We start from the raw sequence: 17,681 nt of genomic DNA on the forward strand, positions 1-17,681 counted from the left end.
CTCCGACCGGCCCCGTCTCCTCCGAACCCCGATCCAGAAAGCACGCTCCCATGCCCAAGAAGCAGCACTTCGACACCCGCGCCATCCACGCCGGTCAGGAGTTCGACCCGACGACCGGCGCCGTCGTCCCGCCGGTGTACATGACCTCGACCTTCGTCCAGGACGGGATCGGCGGGTTCCGCGGCGGCTACGAGTACGCCCGCTCGGCCAACCCGACCCGCGACTCGCTGCAGGAGCTGATCGCCTCGCTCGAGGGAGCGGACGTCGCCTACTCCTTCTCCTCCGGTCTCGCCGCCGAGGACACGCTGCTCCGCGCCGCACTGGCGCCCGGCGATCACGTGGTGCTCGGCAACGACGCCTACGGCGGGAGCCACCGGCTGATCGACCGGGTGCACGGCGCATGGGGCATCCGCAACACCCCCGTCGACATGTCGAACCTGCGCGAGGTGCAGCGGGCGATCGTCCCCGGTGAGACGAAGATGCTCTGGGTCGAGACGCCGTCCAACCCGCTGATGACCATCAGCGACATTGCGGAGCTGGCCGACCTGGCCCACGCGCACGACCTGCTCGTGGTCGTCGACAACACCTTCGCCTCCTCCGCTCTGCAGCAGCCGCTCGCACTCGGCGCCGACGTGGTCGTGCACTCGACCACGAAGTACCTGGGCGGGCACTCGGACGTTGTGGGCGGCGCGCTCGCCCTGCGGTCGGGGGCCCTGGCCGAGAAGATCGGCTTCCTCCAGTTCGCGGTCGGGGCGATCTCGGGTCCGATGGACGCGTGGCTGACCGTCCGCGGCATCAAGACCCTCGGGGTGCGGATGGAGCGGCACTCGAAGAACGCGCAGGCGGTCGCCGAGTACCTCGTCGGGCACCCGGCCGTCACGGCCGTCTACTACCCCGGGCTGCCGAGCCACCCGGGACACGAGCTGGCGAAGCGCCAGATGTCGGGCTTCGGCGGGATGCTCTCGGTCGAGCTGGCGACGCCGCGGGCGGCGCGCAAGTTCGCGGAGTCGACGAAGCTGTTCCAGCTCGCGGAGTCGCTCGGCGGGGTCGAGTCGCTGATCGGGTACCCGAGCGAGATGACGCACGCCTCGGTCAAGGGCACGCCGCTCGAGGTGTCGGAGTCGCTCGTGCGGCTGTCGGTCGGGATCGAGGACGCGGACGACCTGATCGCGGACCTGGCTGCGGCGCTGCCGAAGAGGTAGCGGGCGGGGTCGGCGGCTGTCCTGTTCGGGGCGGCCGATGGCAGTTCCTGGTGGTGCGCAGTGATCCTGCCACTGCGAGGATCGAGCGCATGACCTCCTCCGCGCGGTGCATCGTCGACCTCAGCCACACCGTCTCCGACGGTCTCGTCACCTACCCCGGTCTGCCCGCGCCGCGCATCCGCCCGCACCTCACCCGGGAGGCGTCGCGCGCGGTCTACGCACCGGGCACCGAGTTCGCGATGGACGTCATCGAGATGATCGGCAACACGGGGACCTACCTCGACAGCCCGTACCACCGCTACGAGGGCGGCCGCGACCTGGCCGACCTCGACCTCGAGACGCTCGTCGACCTGCCGACGGTCGTCGTCGACGTGCGCGGGAGTGCGCAGAGGGGCATCGGCGAGGAGGCGTTCGCGGGTCGCGACGTGCGCGGTGCCGCCGTGCTGCTCTCGACCGGGTGGGACCAGCGCTTCGGCACCCCCGCCTACGCCGGGCCCGCGCCGTTCCTCAGCGGGGCGGGCGCGGCAGCCCTCGTCGCCGCGGGCGCCGTGCTGGTCGGCATCGACTCGGTCAACATCGACGACACCGAGGGAGGCGGCGAGCGGCCGGCGCACAGCATCCTCCTCGCCGCGGGGGTCCACGTGGTCGAGCACCTCACCGCACTCGAGGAGCTTCCCGAGACGGGAGCGCGCTTCACCGCCGCACCGCCCAGGATCCGCGGTCTCGGCACCTTCCCGGTGCGCGCGTACGCGGTGCTCGACCCCCGCTGACGGGCGTCGGACGCCCAGGGCGTCCTGACTATCCTGGACCGATGCATCCCGCTCTCGCCGCGCTCGGCCGCCGCGTCCGTCCGCGCACGCGACTGGCCGCCGTCGGGCGACGGGTGCGGCCGAGGACCAGGCTCCTCGCCGCCGCCCGCGGTGCGCGATCCGCCCCGCGCCGCGTCCGGGAGCGCCGTGCGGCCGCCGTCGCCGCGCGTCCGATCGACCACCCGGCGTCGCTCGCGTTCCGTCGCGAGCTGCTCGGCCTCGACCTCGCGAACCGCTTCTCGCGACGACCGGTGGTCGACCCCGACGGCGAGGTCGTCGTGACGATGACGACGCACGGCGAGCGCATCCACCGCGTGCACGTGGCGCTCGAGTCGATCGCCCGCGGGTCGGCCCGCCCCGCGCGACTGGTGCTCTGGCTCGACGACCCCGCACTCGTCGCGGCGCTCCCCGCGAGCCTGCGCCGCCTCCGCCGACGGGGACTGGAGGTCCGCCTGGTCGACGGCTACCGCGTGCACACCAAGTACTACCCGCACCTGCTGTCGGGGCGCGCCGCGGAGCGCGACGTCGTCACCTCCGACGACGACATCGTCTACCCCCGCGCCTGGCTCCGCGGGCTGCTCGACGCCCGGGGCCGCTACCCGCGCGAGACGGTGCTCTGCTACCGCGCCCACCGGGTCGGGGTGGTCGACGGAGCGGTCGCGCCGTACACGAGCTGGCGACCGGTCGAGGACACGCGGGCCGGCTTCGACGTCTTCGGGACCTCGGTCTCGGGCCAGCTGTTCCCGAGCGAGCTGATGGAGGAGGTGGCCGCTCACGGCGACGCGTTCCGCGAGGTCGCCCCCGATGCGGACGACATCTGGCTGCACGTGCGCGCCGTCGACGCGGGCTACCGCATCGCGCAGATCCAGCCGCACGCCGAGCTGTTCCCGTTCGTGCCGCGCACCCAGCAGACCGGGCTCTACCTCGTCAACTACTGGGACGGCGGCAACGACCGCCAGGCCGCGGCGAGCTACACCCCGGCCGTCACGGCCCGCATCGCGGCGGATGCCGCCCGCGGACGCGAGGGCGACGCATGAGCACGACGCCGACGACTCCCCGGGACCAGCCGATGCGGCTCCTCTTCATCAGCAACCTCTACCCGCCGCAGGTCCTCGGAGGCTACGAGATGACGTGCGCCCGCGTCGCCGAGGCGATGGCCGCCCGCGGACACGCGGTGCGCGTCCTGACGACGCCCACCTACCTGCCGCCCGAGGCCGCGGGGGTCGAGGTGCACCGCACCCTGGGGCTGCGCACCTACTTCCCCCTGCCGCAGACCGGAGGCGAGATCGCGCAGCTCCTGCACCACGAGAGCGCGGTGTCCCGTTTCGAGAACACGCGCATCCTGCTGGAGGAGCTGCGGGACTTCGAGCCGACCCACGTGGTCGCGTTCAACCTCCTCGGCATCGGCGGGCTCGCCCTCATCGATCTGCTGCGCACCGTCGAGGCGGCCTGGATGTGGAACCTCGGCGACCGGATCCCGAACGCGCTCGTCGACGGCCTCCCCGAGCGCGTGCTGCGCATCTACGGAGCGGACGCGCCCGACCACTTCGACCGCGGCGAGATCGTGGCGGTCAGCCGCTCCCTCGTCGACGCGATCGAGGCCGGCGGCCTCGAGCTGGGCGAGGTGGAGGTGATCGGCCGCGGCGTCACCGTGCCGCCCGACTCCGGCGCCCCGCGGCGCTACCGGGAGGGCGGGATCACCCGCTTCACCTTCGCGGCGTCGCTCGGAGAGCACAAGGGCGTCGGGCTCGTGCTCGAGGCGGCCGCCCTGCTCGCGGAGGAGACCCGCGACTTCCGCGTCGACCTCTACGGGGACGGGGACGTCGACGGCTACCGCGCGCTCGCCTCCGAGGCGGGGCTCGAGGGTCTCGTCGAGTTCCACGGCGCGACCGCGCGCGAGGTGGTCCTGGCGGCGCACTCCTCGGCCGACGCCTTCCTCTTCCCGACCTGGGCCGGAGAGGCGTTCGGGGTCGCACCGGTCGAGGCGGCCGCCGCGGGCTGCGTGCCGATCGTGACGGCCTCGAGCGGGGTCGCCGAGTTCCTCATCGACGGAGTCGACTGCATCAAGATCACCCGCTCGGCCTCGTCGCTCCACGGCGCGATGCGCGACGTGGTGACCGGAGCGGTCGATCTCGAGGCTCTCGGTCGCCGCGGTCGTGCCGCCGCGCGCGGACCGCTCTCGTTCGAGCGCTCCGTCGACCTGCTCGAGCGCTCGCTGGAGCGGCGCACCAGGCCGGGCAGCCTCGCCGAGCGCGCCGCCGACGTGACCCTCGAGGCGGACATCATGGACAAGGATCACCGGGCGATGGATCTGCTCCACCGCCGGTTCTCCGGACGGGACGACGACGATGACCAGTGACCACGACTACCGCGAGGATCCCGCGTCGGTGCCGACGCGGTTCGGCCGGGGAGGGATCGCGCTGCGCGAGGCGGTGCACCGGCTGGTGTCGCCCTACTTCGAGCAGGCGCGCCTGCGGACGGAGGAGGTGCGGGAGGAGACCACGGCGCTGCGTGGGGACCTCCAGGCTGTGCGTGCCGAGATCGAGGGCCTGCGCGAGGAGTGCGCGGCCCTGCGGGACGAGACCGCCGGGCTGCGCGCGGCGATCGATGCGGTGGGCGGCTCGGTCGGGGAGCTGCGCGCCTCCTCCGAGGAGTCGCTCGCCGCCTCCGCCGCGGTGTTCGCGGCCTCCGACGAGCGCGCGGAGTCGGTCGAGGAGCGGCTGCGCGGCGTCGAGCTCGAGCTGCGGGCGGTGACCCGCAGGGTGGCTGAGGCGGTCGACCCCGTCTCGCAGTAGCGGAGCTGCAGTCGGGCGCTCCACGGCGCGCCATCAGCACATGGCCATACTCATATGTGCTTTCCTCGTCTCGATCGCACCACCGACTCGACGAGAGGCACCTCCATGGCACGCAGCACCCCATCCGCCGCCGTTCGCACCCGACTCGGCCTGGCGGGCGGCGGGCTCGTCATCGTGGGCACCTCCGTTCTCGCGGGCGGCGTCGCTCCGGCGAACGCGTCGCAGACGCTGTACTGCCCGGCTGCGCAGTACTGCGCCTGGGAGAACGACCTCCAGGACGGCCACATCTACAACCACAACGCGACTCAGGGCTTCGTGGGCGACGGCTGGAACGACCAGTTCTCGTCGCTCGAGAACCGCAGGGCGTCCAAGGTCGTCTACTACGAGCACGCCTACGGCCAGGGCTACCAGCGGGTGGTCGGCAAGAACGAGGTCGCGAAGCAGCTCCAGTTCGAGTGGCGCTCCAACGGCACGACCAGATCTCGAGCGTCACCGTCTACTAGCGATGGGCCTGCGCCGAAGCGTCCTCCTGCTCCCTCCGCTGCTGGCCCTCGCCCTGGGCGGCTGCACCACCGAGAGCGGCGCAGAGCCGACGCGTCCCGTCGTCGACGTCGTGTCCGGAGCGGCCGTCCTCGAAGCGACTACCGAGACCGTGCTGCTTCCGCTCGACGGGTACGGGCCCGATGCCGGAGGCCGGCAGCTGATCCAACGCGCCGCCGACCTCCTGATCGAGGACTGCGTCGCGCGGAAGGGCTTCGAGATCGACCTGGTCGACGTCCTCGACTACCCGCCGTCGACCCAGTACGACCTCAACTTCTTCGGCGTCTGGACGCGGGAGCGAGCGCTGAGGACGGGTCTCGGAATTCCGTACGATGCGCTGTCGGAGGCGCATCTCGCTGAGGACGCGACGGTTCCGAGCGACGCGTACGAGGCGATCCTCGCGTGCCCGGACGGGGACGACGAGGACGCCGCTTCCCTCGAGGAGTCCCCGTCCGACTCCGTTCTCGAACGCGGCCGGACGGACAGCTGGGGGTGGGCGTCCACCGACCCGGTCTGGGAGGAGGCGCTCACCGCGTACCGCAGCTGCATGGAGGCTCTCGGCTACACCTTCGACGATTCGCACACGCCCTACTCGCCCGCGATCGCCGATGCGGTCGACAGCGAGGCAGGCATTCGCGCAGCCCTCGACCAGGTCGACTGCCTGAGCACCACGGGAGCTTCGCAGACGTTCGTCGATGTGGTGGCCGCGTACCAGGTGGTGTTCATCGTCGAGAACGAGGCCGCGCTCGTCGCCGAGAAGAAGGAGTCGGAGGAGCGCGTCGGGCTCGCGCGGCGGGTCATCGGCGAGCATGGCGAGGGCTGAGCCGGAGCGGATCCGGCTCGGTCCGCGCCCGTGGACGGTGGCCGTCATCGTGCTGCTCGTCGTGGGCGCGATGGCGGCCGCGTTCCTCGCGGGTCAGGCGCTGCGCGCGCCCGACGCGACGGCGTTCGAGAACAGCAGCCGCACCCTCACGACGACCGGTGCCGTCGAGCTCCGCGCGCTCCCGCTGCCCACCGCGCTCGGCACGGTCGGCGGAGCGACGTCGGTGAGCGTCCACGCGAGCGCGCCCGACGGGGCGGCGGCCGCGCAGGTCACGGAGGCGCCGCTCGGCCCGGGTGCGGCGGTGGCCGACGGCACCCTCCTGGTCGCGATCGCCGAGCGCCCGGTCTTCGCACTGGCGCTGGACGGCCCGCACTACCGCGACCTCGCGCAGGGCGACGAGGGCGACGACGTGCTCGCGCTCAACGCGGCGCTCTCGCGGCTCGGCTACGCGGCCGACCCCGAGGAGGACGACTACGACTCCGATACGGTCTCGTCCCTCGCGGCCTTCTACAGCGATCGAGGGTACCGGGCGCTGCGGGGAGCCGATGTCGTGGCCACGGCTCCGGCGACAGCCTCGGGCACGACCTCGCCGACCCCCGGCGCGACCACGACGACTCCCGGGCCCCGGGGCGGCCGCCTCCCGTTCGGCGAGATCGTCGACCTGGACCGCTCCGACTTCACCGTCGCCTCCGCGCCGGCCCTCTACTCCTCGGTGCCCGCCGACGGCGTCGTGATGACCTGGACGGTGCCCGCCGACCGCGTCGCCGCGCGGGTCGACGTGTCCGCGGTCGACTCGCTCACCGCCGGGCAGGCCGTCGCGATCGTCGACCCGGCCTCGGGGGTCCAGGCCTCCGGGGTCCTCGAGAGCATCGGGCCGTTCTCGCCGGCGAGCGGCGACACGGTGCCGGGACACGACGTCACGGTGGTCGTGTCGGAGGAGACCCGCGCCGGGCTCGCCGTCGGCGCCTCCGTCACCCTCACCTTCGGCGAGCGCGGCGCCGAACGCCCCGCGGTGCCCGCGACGGCGCTCCGGCAGGACGGCGCGACGGTGTTCGTCCTCGTCGACGGGGCCGAGGAGCCGACGCGAGTCGACGTCGAGGTGCGGGTCGTCGCCGACGGCTGGGCACTGCTCTCGGGCGACCCGGCGCTCGCCGTCGGCGACACCGTCGTGATCGGCTGATGCGGTGACGATCCTCGAGTGCGTCGGCGTCGAGCGCCGGTTCGACGCCGACAACCATCCGCTGCGCGGGGTGGACCTCGCGGTCGAGGGCGGCGAGTCGGTCGCGATCACCGGGCCCTCGGGGTCGGGCAAGTCGACTCTGCTCAACCTCCTCGGGCTGCTCGACCGTCCGAGCGCCGGCCGCGTCGTCGTCGACGGCGTCGACACCGCCGCGATGAGCCGCCGCGAGGGTGACGACCTGCGCGCCCGGCGCTTCGGCTTCGTGTTTCAGGACGCGCACCTGCTCCCCGGGCGCACGGCGGCCCAGAACGTGGCGCTGGGAGCCGTCTCGGCCGGCGTGGAGCCGAGCGCCGTCCGCGATGCGGTCGTGCGAGTGCTCGGCGAGGTCGGGCTCGCGCACAAGGCGACGACCCGGGTCGACCTGCTCTCGGGCGGGGAGCGGCAGCGTGTGGCCATCGCCCGTGCGCTGGTGCACCGACCAGGGGTGATGCTCCTCGACGAGCCGACGGGCAGCCTCGACGAGGAGACCGGTGATGCGATCGTCGGCGTGCTCGAGGCTCTGCGCGACGGCGGGCTCGCCCTCGTGGTGGTCACCCACGACTCGCGTCTGGCGGCGCGGACCGACCGGCACCTGCGGATGCGGCACGGACGGCTGGAGCCGGGCGCGGGACGCGGCGTCGACGGCGGACCCGACGCCCCGGCGCCGACGATCGTCCCCGGCCGGCCGCGCGACCCCGGGTGCCGACCTGCTCGACCTCGGCACCGCCTCCGCGATCTGCTGTCGGATGCGGTGCTCGGCCTGCTCGCCAAGCCCGCGCGGGCGCTGGTCGCCGTCGCGGTCGTGATGATCGGAGCGGGCGGCTTCGTGGCCGCCGACGCGCTGACCGTCACCGCCTCGCAGCAGGTGGACGAGTCGGTCCGCAGCGCCGCGGGCGACCTCGTCCGGCTCACGCCGAACGCCTCCGCCGATCGCGACGTGACCGAGGCGGACGCGGAGCGGCTCGCCTCGCTCGACGGGGTGCTGCACGTGGGGCTGCGCTGGGAGGTGGCGGATCTGCGCGGGCCGCTCGGCCGGGTGCCGTCCGCCGTGCTCGACGCGTCCGGCGACGGCCTACCCGTGGTGGCTGTCGGCGGCGACGCGGTGGGGGCGCTCGCGATCGAGACCGTGCCCGCCGCGGCCGCGTCGCTCCTGACCGCGCCGGCGCCCGTCTCCGACTCGGTCGCCCTGGTCGGCGCGGAGGCGGCCGAGCAGCTCGGGGTGGTCGCGGGTGCCGACGGGGCGACGCTGACCCTCGGCGGCGAGAGCTTCACCGTCGTCGGTGAGATCTCGTCGACCGGGTCGGCGGGCAGCGACCTGACCCGCGCGGTCGTCATCGGGCACGCCGCGGCCGAACGGGTGTCGACGCGCCTGGGATCGGGGTCGCTGCTCGTGACGACCGAGCCGGGGCTCGCGCACGCCGTCGCCGACATCGCCCCGACCGCGCTGGATCCCGCGGCCCCGGCCGCGTTCAGCGCCGAGACGACCGCCGATCTCGACGGGCTGCGCGGACGCATCAACGCGCAGCTCGAGCAGCTGGTGCAGGCGACGGGAGTGGTCCTGCTCGCCCTCGCCGTGCTGGGCGCTTTCGCGTCGGCGTGGAGCGCGGTGAGTGCGCGACGCTCCGAGATCGGCCTGCGGCGGGCGCTCGGAGCGTCGCGGGCCTCGATCGGCGCGCTGTTCGTGCTCGAGAGCGCACTCACCGGGCTGGTCGGCGGGGGACTCGGGACGGCGTTGGGCATCGCGGTCGTGGTGATCGCCTCTGCCGGTCAGGGCTGGACGCCGGTGATCGCGGTGGAGGTGCTCGGCCAGGGCCCGCTGCTCGGCGCCCTCGTGGGCGGAGCGGCGGCACTGGTGCCCGCGCGGCGGTCCGCGTCCGTCGACCCGGCGCGCGAACTGCGCAGCTGAGCGTTCTGCGCCCCGCTCGTCCCGACGGACCACGCGACGCCGGTGCCACACTGGGGCGCATGAGCAGCGCAGCCCTCCGTGTGATCATCGCCCCCGACTCCTTCAAGGGATCCGCGAGCGCGGTCGAGGTGGCGCAGGCGCTCGCCGAGGGCTGGCGCGACCTCCGCCCCGGCGACGACCTGGTGCTCGCGCCGATGGCCGACGGCGGCGAGGGCACGGTCGACGCCTTCGAGGTCGCCGTTCCGGGGGCGCGGCGGCACGCGCTCACGGTCACCGGCCCCGATGATCGGCCGGTCGAGACCGCGTGGCTGCTGCTGCCCGACGGGACCGCCGTCGTCGAGCTCGCCTCGGCGAGCGGGATCACGCTGCTCGATCCGCTGCGGCCCCTCACCGCGCACACCCGCGGCTTCGGGCACGCGATCGCCGCCGCCCTCGACGCCGGCGCGCACTCCCTCCTCCTGGCCATCGGCGGCAGCTCGTCCACCGACGGCGGCGTGGGAGCCCTCCGCGAACTCGGCGCCCGCTTCCTGACCGTCACGGGCCACGACATCGGCGACGGAGGCGGCGCTCTGCACGAGCTCGCCGCCGTCGAGCTCCACGCGCTCCGGCCGGTGCCGGCGGGTGGCGCGCGCATCCTGAGCGACGTCACGAACCCGCTGCTCGATGACTCCGGTGCGGCTCACGTCTTCGGGCCGCAGAAGGGCGCGACGCTCGACGACGTCCTGCGGCTCGACGACGGGCTGCGCCACCTCGCCGCCCATCTCGCCGCCGATCCCGAGGAGGCGGGGACGGGAGCCGCGGGCGGCACCGGCTTCGGGCTGCTCGCCTGGGGGGCGCGACTGGCCCCCGGCTCGGCGGCGGTGGGGGAGGCCCTCGGGCTGCCGGCGCTGGTCGAGGGCGCGGACCTCGTGATCACGGGCGAGGGTCGCTTCGACGCGCAGTCGATGGCGGGCAAGGTGCCGTCATACCTGCTCGGACTCGCCCGGGCGGCTGGAGCGCGGGCGGTGCTGGTCGCGGGTGCGGTCCAGGCACCCACCACGGACTTCGCCGCCGCCGCGTCGCTGACCGAGGCGGCCGGGTCCGCCGCGACCGCTATCGCCGACCCGCTGCCCCACCTGCGCGCCGTCGCGCGGGATCTCGCGCGCCGGGCCTGAGGACGCGCGCGACCGCCTCCGATGTCGGTGGTCGGGTCTAGCGTTCGGACATGGACACGGACACTCGTCGACCCCTACATGTGGTGGTCGACGCGTGCCCGCGACCCCGGATGTCGGGAACAGCGACACGCCGACGAGCGTTGTACACAGAGAACCCCGAACGCTCCTCCACAGCGGTGGATAACTCTCGGCGATCCGCGTCCTTCCGCGGATTCGCGGGCTCCGGCCTGTGGATGGATCGGGGAGGGAGCGGTGGATAACTACACGAATGTAACTACTAGCCCTAGTGGGCCCTCGCCGGGCGCCCCCCTATATGTAGTATTGCTGAGCAGGTCGGAGCGAACGCCCCAGCGGCGTCCCGCTCCACCGCAGACGCACCACCCACGACCGTCTCCCACCCCGATCGGCACGCCGACGGGAAGCCCTGGAGCCGGCCCAGGACACCTCCAGGAAAGGACGACACGCATGGCCGTGACGGTCTACACCAAGCCCTCCTGCGTTCAGTGCACGGCGACCTACCGCGCTCTCGACAGCAAGGGCATCGACTACGAGGTGTTCGACCTCTCCGTCGACGAGAAGGCCCTCGAGGCGGTCAAGGCGCTGGGCTACCTGCAGGCGCCCGTCGTCATCACGGACGACGACCACTGGAGCGGCTTCCGCCCCGACAAGATCGCGACTCTCTGAGTCGTCTGCGCGGCGATCTGCGGCGTTGTCGTCAGTCGCCGTAGCGCCGCTACGGCGCCTTCCTCCGCCTTGCAGCTCACCACGCAGACGCCTCGGAGAGCGTCGCCGGTGAGATGCACATCAGCTCGTCGGTCCGGGTGAGCGGGCTCCGCCCCGGGCCGACGGAGGATCCGCGGGAGCGGATCCGCAGAAGACAGACGAACGAGGAGCGGGAGGTGGAACGGTGAGCGGACTCGTCTACTTCTCGAGCAGCTCCGGCAACACGCACCGCTTCGTCGAGAAGCTGGGGCGTCCGGCGCTCCGCATCCCGCTGCACGCGCGGCGGGGCGGCACCGTGCTCGACACGCTCCACGTCGAGAACCCCTACGTGCTCGTCCTCCCCACCTACGGAGGCGGCAACGGCGGGGGAGCGGTCCCCAAGCAGGTCATCCGCTTCCTGAACGAACCGCGCAACCGCTCCCTGCTCCGCGGCGTCATCGGCGCCGGCAACACGAACTTCGGCGACGCCTACTGCCTCGCCGGCGACATCATCGCGCGCAAGTGCGCAGTGCCGCACCTCTATCGATTCGAAGTATTCGGAACACCCGACGACGTCCGCGCCGTCGACGAAGGATTGGACACGTTTTGGACGCAGCAGTGATCGACGCCCCCCGCGACGCCGCACAGATGGACTACCACTCGCTCAATGCGATGCTCAACCTCTACGGCCCGAGCGGAGAGATCCAGTTCGACAAGGACCGCGAGGCGGCGCGCGAGTACTTCCTGCAGCACGTCAACCAGAACACCGTCTTCTTCCACACGCTCAAGGAGCGCCTGGACTACCTGGTCGAGAAGGAGTACTACGAGCAGGCCGTGCTCGACCAGTACTCGTTCGACTTCATCCAGGAGCTGAACGACCTCGCCTACTCGAAGAAGTTCCGCTTCGCGACCTTCCTCGGCGCCTTCAAGTACTACACCTCGTACACGCTGAAGACGTTCGACGGCAAGCGCTACCTCGAGCGCTTCGAGGACCGCGTCGTCATGACCGCGCTCGGTCTCGCCCAGGGCGACGAGAAGCTCGCCGTCTCGCTGGTCGAGGAGATCGTGGCGGGCCGCTTCCAGCCGGCCACCCCGACGTTCCTCAACACCGGCAAGGCCCAGCGCGGCGAGCTCGTCTCCTGCTTCCTCCTGCGCATCGAGGACAACATGGAGTCGATCGCCCGCGGCATCAACTCCGCCCTCCAGCTCTCCAAGCGCGGCGGCGGAGTCGCGCTCTCGCTCTCGAACATCCGCGAGGCCGGCGCGCCGATCAAGCAGATCGAGAACCAGTCCTCGGGCATCATCCCCGTGATGAAGCTCCTCGAGGACAGCTTCAGCTACGCGAACCAGCTCGGCGCCCGCCAGGGAGCCGGCGCGGTGTACCTCTCGGCGCACCACCCCGACATCCTGCGCTTCCTCGACACCAAGCGCGAGAACGCCGACGAGAAGATCCGCATCAAGACGCTCTCCCTCGGAGTCGTCGTGCCCGACATCACGTTCGAGCTCGCGAAGAACAACGAGGACATGTACCTCTTCTCGCCCTACGACGTCGAGCGCGTCTACGGCCTCCCGTTCGGCGACGTGTCGATCTCGGACAAGTACCGCGAGATGGTCGACGACCCGCGGATCAAGAAGACCAAGATCTCGGCGCGCGAGTTCTTCCAGACCATCGCCGAGATCCAGTTCGAGTCGGGCTACCCCTACATCGTGTTCGAGGACACGGTGAACAAGGCGAACCCGATCAAGGGCCGCATCAACATGTCGAACCTCTGCTCCGAGATCCTCCAGGTCAACACCCCGACGACCTACAACGAGGACCTGTCCTACGCCACCATCGGCAAGGACATCTCGTGCAACCTCGGCTCGCTGAACATCGCGCTGACGATGGACTCGCCCGACTTCGGCCGCACCATCGAGACCGCGATCCGCGGCCTCACCTCCGTCTCCGACCAGTCGCACATCACCTCCGTGCGCTCGATCGAGGACGGCAACGACAAGTCGCACGCCATCGGCCTCGGCCAGATGAACCTGCACGGCTACCTCGCCCGCGAGCGGATCCACTACGGATCCGAGGAGGGCATCGACTTCACCAACATCTACTTCTACTCGGTGCTGTTCCACGCCCTGCGCGCCTCGAACAACCTCTCGATCGAGCGCGGCACCACCTTCGAGGGCTTCGCCGACTCGAAGTACGCCTCGGGCGAGTTCTTCGACACCTACACCGAGAAGGAGTGGGCACCCGCGACCGATCGCGTCGCCCGCCTCTTCGAGGGCGCCGGCATCGCCGTCCCCACCCAGGAGGACTGGCGCGCGCTCAAGGCCTCGGTCATGGAGCACGGCATCTACAACCAGAACCTGCAGGCCGTCCCGCCGACCGGCTCGATCTCGTACATCAACAACTCGACGTCCTCGATCCACCCGATCGCGTCGAAGATCGAGATCCGCAAGGAGGGCAAGCTCGGCCGCGTCTACTACCCGGCGCCGTTCATGACGAACGACAACCTGGAGTACTACCAGGACGCGTACGAGATCGGCTACGAGAAGATCATCGACACCTACGCCGCGGCGACGCAGCACGTCGACCAGGGCCTCTCGCTCACGCTCTTCTTCAAGGACACCGCGACCACCCGCGACATCAACCGCGCGCAGATCTACGCCTGGCGCAAGGGCATCAAGACGATCTACTACATCCGTCTCCGCCAGCTCGCGCTGGAGGGCACGGAGGTCGACGGCTGCGTCAGCTGCATGCTGTAGCGTCCGACCCCCGATCACCCCTTCCGCACGACCGATCCGCACGAAGAAGAGATCATGACTCCCCCTGAGAAGCTCAAGCTGGTCAGCCACGTCAACGCCATCAACTGGAACCGCATCCAGGACGACAAGGACGTGGAGGTCTGGAACCGCCTCACGAGCAACTTCTGGCTGCCCGAGAAGGTGCCGCTGTCCAACGACATCCAGTCGTGGAACACGCTCACCCACGACGAGCAGCAGCTCACGATGCGCGTGTTCACGGGCCTGACCCTGCTCGACACCATCCAGGGCACGGTCGGCGCGGTGTCGCTCATCCCGGATGCGCTGACCCCGCACGAGGAGGCCGTCTACACGAACATCGCGTTCATGGAGTCGGTGCACGCCAAGTCGTACTCCTCGGTGTTCTCGACCCTGTCGAACACGCAGGACATCGACGAGGCGTTCCGCTGGTCGGTCGAGAACCCGAACCTGCAGAAGAAGGCGTCCATCGTCATGGACTACTACCAGGGCGACGACCCGCTGAAGCGGAAGGTCGCCTCGACGCTGCTCGAGTCGTTCCTCTTCTACTCGGGCTTCTACCTGCCGATGTACTGGTCCTCGCGCGCCAAGCTCACCAACACGGCCGACCTGATCCGGCTCATCATCCGCGACGAGGCCGTGCACGGCTACTACATCGGCTACAAGTTCCAGAAGGGACTCGAGCTGGTCGACCAGGCCAAGCGCGACGAGATCAAGGACTACACGTTCTCGCTGCTCTACGAGCTCTACGACAACGAGGCCCAGTACACCCAGGACCTCTACGACCAGCTCGGCCTGACCGAGGACGTCAAGAAGTTCCTGCACTACAACGCCAACAAGGCGCTGATGAACCTCGGCTACGAGCCGATGTTCCCCAAGCAGGTCACCGACGTGAACCCCGCGATCCTGTCGGCCCTCTCGCCGAACGCCGACGAGAACCACGACTTCTTCTCGGGCTCCGGCTCCTCCTACGTGATCGGCAAGGCCGTGAACACCGAGGACGAGGACTGGGACTTCTAGGTCCCGCTCCGATCCGTCGCGAAAGGCCCCTCCGCCTCCGGGCGAGGGGCCTTTCGCGACCGGTCGTCAGGCGCCGAGGAGGGCTGCGCGGATCGAGGTGAGCAGCGCGGGAGTGTGCACCGTGATCGTGGCCCAGAGGCGGTCGTTGTCGAGAGCCGCATCGTTGTGAGCGGCGGTGCTCCGGGTCGTGCGGAGGCCCGCGACGTCCTCCGCGGGCAGAGTCGCCACGATCTCGGTCGGCAGGTCGCGGAGCACGAGATCAGCGAGGTTGATCAGGGCCAGGGCGCCGACGTCGCGGCTGTCCGACTACGCTGCGAGGAACTCCTCCCGGCCGTCGCGGGAGGCCCTCGCGATCCGGGACAGGAGGCGATCGACCTCGGCGATGAGGCGCTCGGACTTCGCGCTGTCGTCCTCGTCGCTTCGCGGACGTGCGACGAATCCGGTCACAGCGGCACCGCCTGCTCTCGGATGACGCGGACGACGTCGTTGTCGGAATCGTCGACGACCACGTCGACCGGGAATCCGAGCAGCTCCTCCGCACGCCCTCGGAAGGCGGCGAGGCGCAGATAGTCGACGTCGGGGTCGGCTGTGACGAGCAGGTCGACATCGCTGCGCTCGTGATCGGTGCCCCGGACCGTCGAGCCGAAGACTCGGATGTCGTGCAGCCCGTGCTCGCCGGCCAGTTCGCGCAGGTGATCAGCCAGGAGCTCGAGCGCCACCGATGGCCGTAGCCGAGCCGCACGCAGGATGCGATCGAGCAGCTCAGGGCCTGCCCGCCGAGCGCCGGTCTCGATCGCAGCGAGGTTGGACTGCTGCACTCCTGCGGCTCGGGCGAGGGCTCCCTGCGACAGTCCGATGTCCTCTCGGGCGCGACGGATCACCGCGGCGGGGTCGATCGAGCCGGTCTGCATGCGTCGACAATATCAAGGTGATATAGCGGACGTCAGTCGAGCGGCAGGCGCATGACGACGCGCGGGAACCCCGCCAGGACCGAGGTCGTGTCGGCCGCCCATGAGAAGCCGGCGCGCTCGAAGAGGGCGCGCGTGCCGACGTAGGCCATCGTCTGCTCGACCTTGGCGCCGGCGTTGTCGACCGGGTAGCCCTCGATCGCCGGGGCGCCGTGAGCGCGCGCGAAGTCGACGGCGCCGGCGAGCAGTGCGTGCGAGATCCCGCGCTTGCGGAAGCCGGGGCGGACGCGGATGCACCAGACAGTCCAGACGTCGAGGTCGTCGACGTGCGGGATCTTCCTGTTCTTCGCGTAGCTCGTGTCGGCTCGCCGGTGCACGGCCGCCCAGCCGGCCACCTCGTCGCCGTCGTAGGCGAGGACGCCGGGAGGCGGATCCTCCTCTACGAGCTCGCGCATCCGCTCGCCGCGGGCAGGCCCCCGCAGCGCGTTGTTCTCGGTCGACGAGAGGAGGCGGTAGCTGAGGCACCAGCACACGCTGGCATCCGGCCGCTTGGGGCCGTTCATCGTCGCCAGATCGTCGAAGTCGGTGGCGGGACGCACCTCGATGCTCATGACCGCACCCTGCCACTGGTCCGCCGGAGAGGCAAGGCGTGAACAATTCAGGAAGGATGTCCGGCGGAGCCCGCGGATCCGCACGAAACCGCTGCCGTCTCGGCGTCTGTCCTGAGTTCTTCACCGACTCCACCCGCGGCGCGGCCGATTCACCACTCCGCCGCATGAATGCAACCCCCACGCACTGTTGGACGCCGCTCAGCAGGCCCGCCTACCGTGGAGGTCGTATCCAACGAAGGAGCACTTCCTGTGAAGCACGTCCCCCTCGGCGCCTCCGGCCTCGACTCCCCGAACGTCGTCCTCGGCCTCATGCGCATCCCCGACATGACCGACGACGCCATCCGCGACCTCGTCCGCACCGCCCGCGACTCCGGCATCGACTTCTTCGACCACGCCGACGTCTACGGCAACTCGCTGCACCAGTGCGAGGAGCGCTTCGCCGAGGCGCTCGCGCTCACTCCGAGCGAGCGCGCGGAGATCGTGCTGCAGACCAAGGCCGGCATCGTCGGCGACGGCCCGTACTTCGACTTCTCGTACGAGCACCTGATCGAGTCGGTCGAGGGCTCGCTGAAGGCGCTGCGCACCGACTACATCGACGTCCTCCTCCTGCACCGGCCCGACGCGCTCGTCGAGCCCGACGAGGTGGCCCGCGCCTTCGACGAGCTGCACGCGGCCGGCAAGGTGAAGCACTTCGGAGTGTCGAACCAGACGCCGCTGCAGATCGAGCTGCTGAAGAAGTCGCTGAACCAGCCGATCGTCGCCAACCAGCTGCAGCTGTCGATCACGCACTCGCCGATGATCGCGCAGGGTGTCGCGTCGAACATGCTCGCAGAGGACCAGTCGACGATGCGCGACGCGGGCATCCTCGACTACTGCCGCCTGAACGACATCACGGTGCAGGCCTGGTCGCCCTTCCAGAGCGGGTTCTTCACCGGTGTCTTCCTCGACAACCCGCAGTACGCCGAGCTGAACGCCGTCATCGACCGGCTCGCGAAGCAGTACGACGTGCCGGCGATCGCGATCGCGACGGCCTGGATCACCCGCCACCCGGCGAAGATGCAGGTCGTGCTCGGCACGACAAATGCGCAGCGCGTGCGCGACTCGGCCCTCGGCTCCGACCTCCCGCTCACGCGGCCGGAGTGGTACGAGCTGTTCCGCGCAGCAGGACACATCGTCCCCTAGAGCTCCCACCCCGGAGGAAAGCGCGTCGGCGCACGAGGAGG

At 70.9% G+C, this 17,681-nt stretch carries 18 protein-coding genes and 1 pseudogene; 15 read left to right on the forward strand and 4 right to left on the reverse strand.

Annotated elements, in window-relative coordinates; genetic code table 11:
- The first annotated feature begins 50 nt into the window (after positions 1-50).
- The 14 genes and pseudogenes from B9Y99_RS12990 to nrdF all read left to right on the forward strand — a co-directional run bounded on the left by B9Y99_RS12990 (position 51) and on the right by nrdF (position 14,939).
- Positions 51-1,202, forward strand: coding sequence for a cystathionine gamma-synthase (locus tag B9Y99_RS12990; protein ID WP_085476985.1), 1,152 nt, complete (start codon positions 51-53; stop codon positions 1,200-1,202).
- Positions 1,203-1,291: 89 nt separating this feature from the next.
- The gene (locus tag B9Y99_RS12995; protein ID WP_085476986.1) at positions 1,292-1,972 is read left to right on the forward strand and encodes a cyclase family protein; all 681 of its coding nucleotides are present in this window, start codon (positions 1,292-1,294) and stop codon (positions 1,970-1,972) included.
- Between the two features lie 41 nt (positions 1,973-2,013).
- The gene (locus B9Y99_RS13000; RefSeq protein ID WP_085476987.1) at positions 2,014-3,048 is read left to right on the forward strand and encodes a hypothetical protein; all 1,035 of its coding nucleotides are present in this window, start codon (positions 2,014-2,016) and stop codon (positions 3,046-3,048) included.
- The gene (locus B9Y99_RS13005) at positions 3,045-4,370 is read left to right on the forward strand and encodes a glycosyltransferase (RefSeq protein WP_085476988.1); all 1,326 of its coding nucleotides are present in this window, start codon (positions 3,045-3,047) and stop codon (positions 4,368-4,370) included. Before B9Y99_RS13000 ends, B9Y99_RS13005 begins: the two co-directional genes overlap by 4 nt.
- Complete coding sequence (locus B9Y99_RS13010; RefSeq protein ID WP_085476989.1) at positions 4,360-4,806, forward strand: hypothetical protein; 447 nt, start codon at positions 4,360-4,362, stop codon at positions 4,804-4,806. The genes B9Y99_RS13005 and B9Y99_RS13010 overlap by 11 nt, the downstream gene beginning before the upstream one ends.
- Positions 4,807-4,911: 105 nt before the next feature.
- Positions 4,912-5,208: pseudogene (locus B9Y99_RS19470) on the forward strand (peptidase inhibitor family I36 protein); the annotation flags it as partial.
- 103 nt (positions 5,209-5,311) lie between these two features.
- Positions 5,312-6,169, forward strand: coding sequence for a hypothetical protein (locus B9Y99_RS19265; protein ID WP_244274903.1), 858 nt, complete (start codon positions 5,312-5,314; stop codon positions 6,167-6,169).
- Positions 6,156-7,349, forward strand: coding sequence for a hypothetical protein (locus tag B9Y99_RS13025; RefSeq protein ID WP_129588029.1), 1,194 nt, complete (start codon positions 6,156-6,158; stop codon positions 7,347-7,349). The genes B9Y99_RS19265 and B9Y99_RS13025 overlap by 14 nt, the downstream gene beginning before the upstream one ends.
- A 4-nt stretch (positions 7,350-7,353) precedes the next feature.
- On the forward strand, positions 7,354-9,294 hold the full coding sequence (locus B9Y99_RS13030; protein ID WP_085476992.1) for an ABC transporter ATP-binding protein/permease: 1,941 nt from the start codon (positions 7,354-7,356) through the stop codon (positions 9,292-9,294).
- A 59-nt stretch (positions 9,295-9,353) separates the two neighbouring features.
- A complete protein-coding gene (locus tag B9Y99_RS13035; RefSeq protein WP_085476993.1) occupies positions 9,354-10,448 on the forward strand; it encodes a glycerate kinase in 1,095 nt (364 codons plus the stop codon).
- 465 nt (positions 10,449-10,913) lie between these two features.
- The gene (gene nrdH / locus B9Y99_RS13040) at positions 10,914-11,132 is read left to right on the forward strand and encodes a glutaredoxin-like protein NrdH (RefSeq protein WP_068255139.1); all 219 of its coding nucleotides are present in this window, start codon (positions 10,914-10,916) and stop codon (positions 11,130-11,132) included.
- A gap of 223 nt (positions 11,133-11,355) precedes the next feature.
- Positions 11,356-11,772, forward strand: a complete 417-nt coding sequence (nrdI, locus tag B9Y99_RS13045) for a class Ib ribonucleoside-diphosphate reductase assembly flavoprotein NrdI (RefSeq protein ID WP_085476994.1) — start codon at positions 11,356-11,358, stop codon at positions 11,770-11,772.
- Between the two features lie 26 nt (positions 11,773-11,798).
- The gene (gene nrdE / locus B9Y99_RS13050; RefSeq protein WP_085477409.1) at positions 11,799-13,904 is read left to right on the forward strand and encodes a class 1b ribonucleoside-diphosphate reductase subunit alpha; all 2,106 of its coding nucleotides are present in this window, start codon (positions 11,799-11,801) and stop codon (positions 13,902-13,904) included.
- 54 nt (positions 13,905-13,958) lie between these two features.
- Positions 13,959-14,939, forward strand: a complete 981-nt coding sequence (nrdF, locus tag B9Y99_RS13055; protein ID WP_085476995.1) for a class 1b ribonucleoside-diphosphate reductase subunit beta — start codon at positions 13,959-13,961, stop codon at positions 14,937-14,939.
- Between the two features lie 66 nt (positions 14,940-15,005).
- Here the strand turns inward: nrdF and B9Y99_RS13060 are convergent, their stop codons facing one another.
- Genes B9Y99_RS13060 through B9Y99_RS13070 form a run of 4 tightly spaced genes read right to left on the reverse strand, consistent with a single transcriptional unit; the run spans position 15,006 to position 16,458 of the window.
- The gene (locus B9Y99_RS13060) at positions 15,006-15,194 is read right to left on the reverse strand and encodes a ribonuclease HepT family protein (RefSeq protein ID WP_085476996.1); all 189 of its coding nucleotides are present in this window, start codon (positions 15,192-15,194) and stop codon (positions 15,006-15,008) included.
- 51 nt (positions 15,195-15,245) lie between these two features.
- Positions 15,246-15,386, reverse strand: coding sequence for a hypothetical protein (locus B9Y99_RS18840; protein ID WP_165759622.1), 141 nt, complete (start codon positions 15,384-15,386; stop codon positions 15,246-15,248).
- Complete coding sequence (locus B9Y99_RS13065) at positions 15,383-15,850, reverse strand: XRE family transcriptional regulator (RefSeq protein WP_085476997.1); 468 nt, start codon at positions 15,848-15,850, stop codon at positions 15,383-15,385. Before B9Y99_RS13065 ends, B9Y99_RS18840 begins: the two co-directional genes overlap by 4 nt.
- A 32-nt stretch (positions 15,851-15,882) precedes the next feature.
- Positions 15,883-16,458, reverse strand: coding sequence for a GNAT family N-acetyltransferase (locus tag B9Y99_RS13070; RefSeq protein WP_085476998.1), 576 nt, complete (start codon positions 16,456-16,458; stop codon positions 15,883-15,885).
- A gap of 249 nt (positions 16,459-16,707) precedes the next feature.
- Between B9Y99_RS13070 and B9Y99_RS13075 the strand changes: the two genes are divergently transcribed.
- Positions 16,708-17,640, forward strand: coding sequence for an aldo/keto reductase (locus B9Y99_RS13075; RefSeq protein WP_280158403.1), 933 nt, complete (start codon positions 16,708-16,710; stop codon positions 17,638-17,640).
- Positions 17,641-17,681: the final 41 nt, after the last annotated feature.

The sequence above is a fragment of the Rathayibacter oskolensis genome (genome assembly GCF_900177245.1).
Classification (GTDB): Bacteria; Actinomycetota; Actinomycetes; order Actinomycetales; family Microbacteriaceae; genus Rathayibacter; species Rathayibacter oskolensis.

What these genes read in the sequence shown, in the direction of transcription:
- B9Y99_RS12990 (WP_085476985.1), top strand. Translation starts at nt 51, where the DNA reads ATGCCCAAGAAGCAGCACTTCGACACCCGCGCCATCCACGCCGGTCAG.
- B9Y99_RS12995 (WP_085476986.1), top strand. Translation starts at nt 1,292, where the DNA reads ATGACCTCCTCCGCGCGGTGCATCGTCGACCTCAGCCACACCGTCTCC.
- B9Y99_RS13000 (WP_085476987.1), top strand. Translation starts at nt 2,014, where the DNA reads ATGCATCCCGCTCTCGCCGCGCTCGGCCGCCGCGTCCGTCCGCGCACG.
- B9Y99_RS13005 (WP_085476988.1), top strand. Translation starts at nt 3,045, where the DNA reads ATGAGCACGACGCCGACGACTCCCCGGGACCAGCCGATGCGGCTCCTC.
- B9Y99_RS13010 (WP_085476989.1), top strand. Translation starts at nt 4,360, where the DNA reads ATGACCAGTGACCACGACTACCGCGAGGATCCCGCGTCGGTGCCGACG.
- B9Y99_RS19265 (WP_244274903.1), top strand. Translation starts at nt 5,312, where the DNA reads ATGGGCCTGCGCCGAAGCGTCCTCCTGCTCCCTCCGCTGCTGGCCCTC.
- B9Y99_RS13025 (WP_129588029.1), top strand. Translation starts at nt 6,156, where the DNA reads ATGGCGAGGGCTGAGCCGGAGCGGATCCGGCTCGGTCCGCGCCCGTGG.
- B9Y99_RS13035 (WP_085476993.1), top strand. Translation starts at nt 9,354, where the DNA reads ATGAGCAGCGCAGCCCTCCGTGTGATCATCGCCCCCGACTCCTTCAAG.
- nrdH (WP_068255139.1), top strand. Translation starts at nt 10,914, where the DNA reads ATGGCCGTGACGGTCTACACCAAGCCCTCCTGCGTTCAGTGCACGGCG.
- nrdE (WP_085477409.1), top strand. Translation starts at nt 11,799, where the DNA reads ATGGACTACCACTCGCTCAATGCGATGCTCAACCTCTACGGCCCGAGC.
- nrdF (WP_085476995.1), top strand. Translation starts at nt 13,959, where the DNA reads ATGACTCCCCCTGAGAAGCTCAAGCTGGTCAGCCACGTCAACGCCATC.
- B9Y99_RS13065 (WP_085476997.1), bottom strand. Translation starts at nt 15,850, where the DNA reads ATGCAGACCGGCTCGATCGACCCCGCCGCGGTGATCCGTCGCGCCCGA.
- B9Y99_RS13070 (WP_085476998.1), bottom strand. Translation starts at nt 16,458, where the DNA reads ATGAGCATCGAGGTGCGTCCCGCCACCGACTTCGACGATCTGGCGACG.